Below are 3,429 nucleotides of genomic sequence, written 5' to 3' on the forward strand. Positions count from 1 at the left end.
ATTGTGAGTGTGTATAATTAAAGCTAGAGATCAAAGGAGCAAGGCAATGACTGAATTATTAAAAATCGTTGATTTAAAAAAACAATATGGTGATAAGGTAATTTTTGATCATGTGAATGCACAGGTCAAACAGGGCGAGGTAATTGCCATTCTTGGCCCATCGGGTGCTGGTAAATCAACCTTTTTACGGGCGATTAACTTACTGGATGCGCCAACGAGCGGCCAAGTCATTTTTGAAGGTAACGAATTGACCAATTTGAGCGAGAAAGCATTGGATCAACTACGTGAAAAAATGGGGATGGTTTTTCAAAACTTCAATCTATTTCCTAATTTAACAGTCTTAGAAAATATTAAGCTGGCACCGGTTCAAGTGAAAAAGTTATCTGATCAGGCTGCCACTGAGTTTGGTCAGAAATTGTTGGCACAAGTCGGCTTAGCCGATAAGCAGGATGCCTATCCGGCTAGTTTATCTGGTGGGCAAAAACAACGTGTGGCGATTGCGCGGGCGTTGGCGATGTCGCCTGACGTGATGTTATTTGATGAACCAACGAGTGCGTTAGATCCAGAAATGGTCGGTGAAGTGCTTCAGGTTATGAATCAACTTGCTGAAAATGGGATGACCATGTTGGTTGTCACGCACGAAATGGGCTTTGCCCGCGAAGTGGCCGATACCATTTGGTTTATGGCCGATGGTGGGCTACAGGAAGTGGCTACGCCGGAACAATTCTTTGCAGCACCAACGACAGCACGTGCCCAAGATTTCCTACAGAAAGTTTTATAATTTGCATGACACGGTTATATTTCACCGTGTTTTTTGTTATCATGAGGGTATGATAACGATTAATGACGAAAAACGACAGGCTGGCGAAACAGCCGCGCAACTGATTACTGATGGGATGACAGTTGGTTTGGGGACGGGTTCGACGGTGGCCTACTTCTTAGAGGCGTTAGCTGCACGCATCCGTGAGGAACAGCTGCACATTATCGGTGTGACAACATCTTTTAAAACAGCTGCGCAAGCCCAAGCGCTAGGTATTACAATTGTGGACATTGATGATGCGCCTACAATTGATTTAACGGTGGATGGGGCCGATGAAGTTGATGTCCAAATGAATGGGATTAAGGGTGGTGGTGCGGCCTTTTTGATGGAAAAAATTGTCGCTAAGAACTCAAAGCGCATTGTTTGGATTGTCGACCAACAAAAGGTGCATCAGCAATTAGGCAGTTTTCCCTTACCGGTTGAAATTGTGCCATTTGGGCATGGTAAATTGGTTGCGGAATTTGCGCAACAGCAACTACATCCAGTGTTGCGGCTTAAAGACGGCGAACCAGTGGTCACGGATATGGGACACTACATTGTGGATTTACATTTAGAGGTTATTGACCAACCAGAAGAACTTGGGAAATATTTAGACGGTCGCGTGGGCGTTGTTGAACATGGCCTCCTTTTGAATATCGCTGATGAAATCATTATTGGTCAGGAACATGGACCAGCATTCTTGTTACGGCAAAATTTACAGCAATAAATGCAACATAAGTAAAGCGCTTACATTACAGTGAGAAAAGCGGTATAATGGGCTTATAAGATCATAAGTTAAGGAGTATGTTGCGTAACCTAATGCAACAGCATAAGTGAGATGGCCTATAAAAATATTTTAGTTGCAATTGATGGCTCAAATGTTGCCAATTTGTTAATCAAACGGGCGCATGAGATGGCGCCAAACGCCCATTTAGATATTTTGAATGTCGTCGATACAAGTGGTGGCTACTTTGGCACGATGGTGATGAATGCAGACATTGTGTATCAAATGGAACAAGATGCTGAAGCCGCTATTCAGACGGCCTATGCCTACGCCCGCAGTATTGGTCATGATGATGTGGATATTCACGTGCGTTTTGGGACCCCTAAAAAAGTAATTGCCAATGACTTTCCAAAAGATCATCATAATGATCTTATCGTTGTTGGTGAAACAGGCTTAAGCCGCCTACAACGTGCAATGGCAGGGACAGTACCATCCTATGTGACAAAATCAGCCGCAGTTGATGTCTTAGTCCTAAGAACCGGCGAATTACCGCAATAAGACATAAAAAAAGCACCCGCAGGTGCTTTTTTATTTGGCTTCTTTGAGAATTGTAATACCAGTGATTTTAACTGGATCAACCGGTGTTGACCCTTCACCACTTGCTTTAACTTTTTGTGCTGCAATTTTATCAACAACGTCCATACCGGCAATCACTTGACCAAACACGGTATAACTACCATCAAGCGATGGATTACCACCATGTTTGTAAGCGTCTACAATTTTGGCTGGATAGTTGTTTTGATCAATTTTTTTGGTTTGATCGCTTTTATTTTGATTAATAAAGAATTGTGACCCGTTTGTATCTGGACCAGCATTGGCCATTGATAACGCACCACGAATATTATACAGGGATGAACTGGTCTCATTTTTAAAACCATTACCACTGTCGATCGCTGTGTCCTTATCATGCCAAATTGATGTGCCACCAGAACCGTTACCCTTCGGATCACCACCTTGAATCATGAAATCATTAATGACACGATGGAAAATGGTGTTGTTATAGTAACCATCTTTGGCATGGGTGAGGAAGTTCTCAACCGCGAGTGGGGCATATTGGTTGAACAACTTAATGGTGATATCGCCCATCGTCGTACTGATACGCACTTCGCTTTCATTATCTGCGACCGTATCATTAAGTTGTGGCAAAGGGACTTTGTCTAAATTAGGATCTTTTTTGGTTTGTGAGGTGGCGGTTTGCGCAGTTGTTTCGGTCTGTTGGTCTTTGGTCGTTAAGACTAAGATACCGATTAGAATGGCGACTAAGAGGACTGCCATGGCAGCAACCCCGACATATTGTTTTTTCTTGTGCATGTCTGAACTCCTTAAATGCGTTCAATGAGATAAGCTTGGGCGGCTTCCGTGAGATAGGCCGCTTGCTGATAGTCGGCTTTCAGGAGACTTTTTTGATAAGTTTGCCAATCAGCAGGGGTCTCACTAAACAGGACAATCAGGAGGCCACCATGGGTTAAACGGGGTAAAACGCGATCAATTTGGTCCAGATAGTCAACCGGCCGATCCGCTGCATTTTGTGCGGCTTGAGAATAATCAAAGATGGCAATGCGTGCCTGTGATTGAGGCCCTAATTCGGTGACGAATTGCCGATCAATTGTTTTTCCGAGTAAGGTGACACGTTCAGACAAACCACTCATAAAAAGTGAAGCGGCAGCTGCATTCGCATTATCTTTGGTGGCGGTGTAACTTAAGACACGACCAGTTGGACCGACGCGCGTTGCCAAAAAGCGCGTGTTAATGCCGTTGGCAGTGGTACCATCAATGGTTGTGTCGCCAACATGCACGGTTTGTTCGATTAATTGATGGACTAAGTTATGTGTTGTTGGTAGCATAC

At 43.9% G+C, this 3,429-nt stretch carries 5 protein-coding genes; 3 read left to right on the top strand and 2 right to left on the bottom strand.

Annotated features, from left to right (window positions below):
- Nucleotides 1-46 precede the first annotated feature (46 nt).
- From ACW12G_RS07100 to ACW12G_RS07110, 3 genes are all read left to right on the top strand, one after another.
- Complete coding sequence (locus ACW12G_RS07100) at nt 47-781, top strand: amino acid ABC transporter ATP-binding protein (RefSeq protein ID WP_146976513.1); 735 nt, start codon at nt 47-49, stop codon at nt 779-781.
- A gap of 49 nt (nt 782-830) precedes the next feature.
- Nucleotides 831-1,526, top strand: coding sequence for a ribose-5-phosphate isomerase RpiA (gene rpiA, locus ACW12G_RS07105; RefSeq protein ID WP_455647619.1), 696 nt, complete (start codon nt 831-833; stop codon nt 1,524-1,526).
- Between the two features lie 111 nt (nt 1,527-1,637).
- Nucleotides 1,638-2,081: a universal stress protein gene (locus ACW12G_RS07110; RefSeq protein WP_048701257.1), complete on the top strand. Its 444-nt coding sequence runs from the start codon at nt 1,638-1,640 to the stop codon at nt 2,079-2,081.
- A gap of 30 nt (nt 2,082-2,111) precedes the next feature.
- Here ACW12G_RS07110 and ACW12G_RS07115 read toward each other — a convergent pair whose 3' ends face one another.
- Together ACW12G_RS07115 and ACW12G_RS07120 are read right to left on the bottom strand one after the other, a co-directional pair.
- Entirely contained in the window at nt 2,112-2,894 is a 783-nt protein-coding gene (locus tag ACW12G_RS07115; RefSeq protein ID WP_455647620.1) for a peptidylprolyl isomerase, read from the bottom strand.
- 11 nt (nt 2,895-2,905) lie between these two features.
- Complete coding sequence (locus tag ACW12G_RS07120) at nt 2,906-3,427, bottom strand: hypothetical protein (protein WP_010002417.1); 522 nt, start codon at nt 3,425-3,427, stop codon at nt 2,906-2,908.
- Nucleotides 3,428-3,429: the final 2 nt, after the last annotated feature.

It is taken from the genome of Leuconostoc sp., from assembly GCF_965300815.1.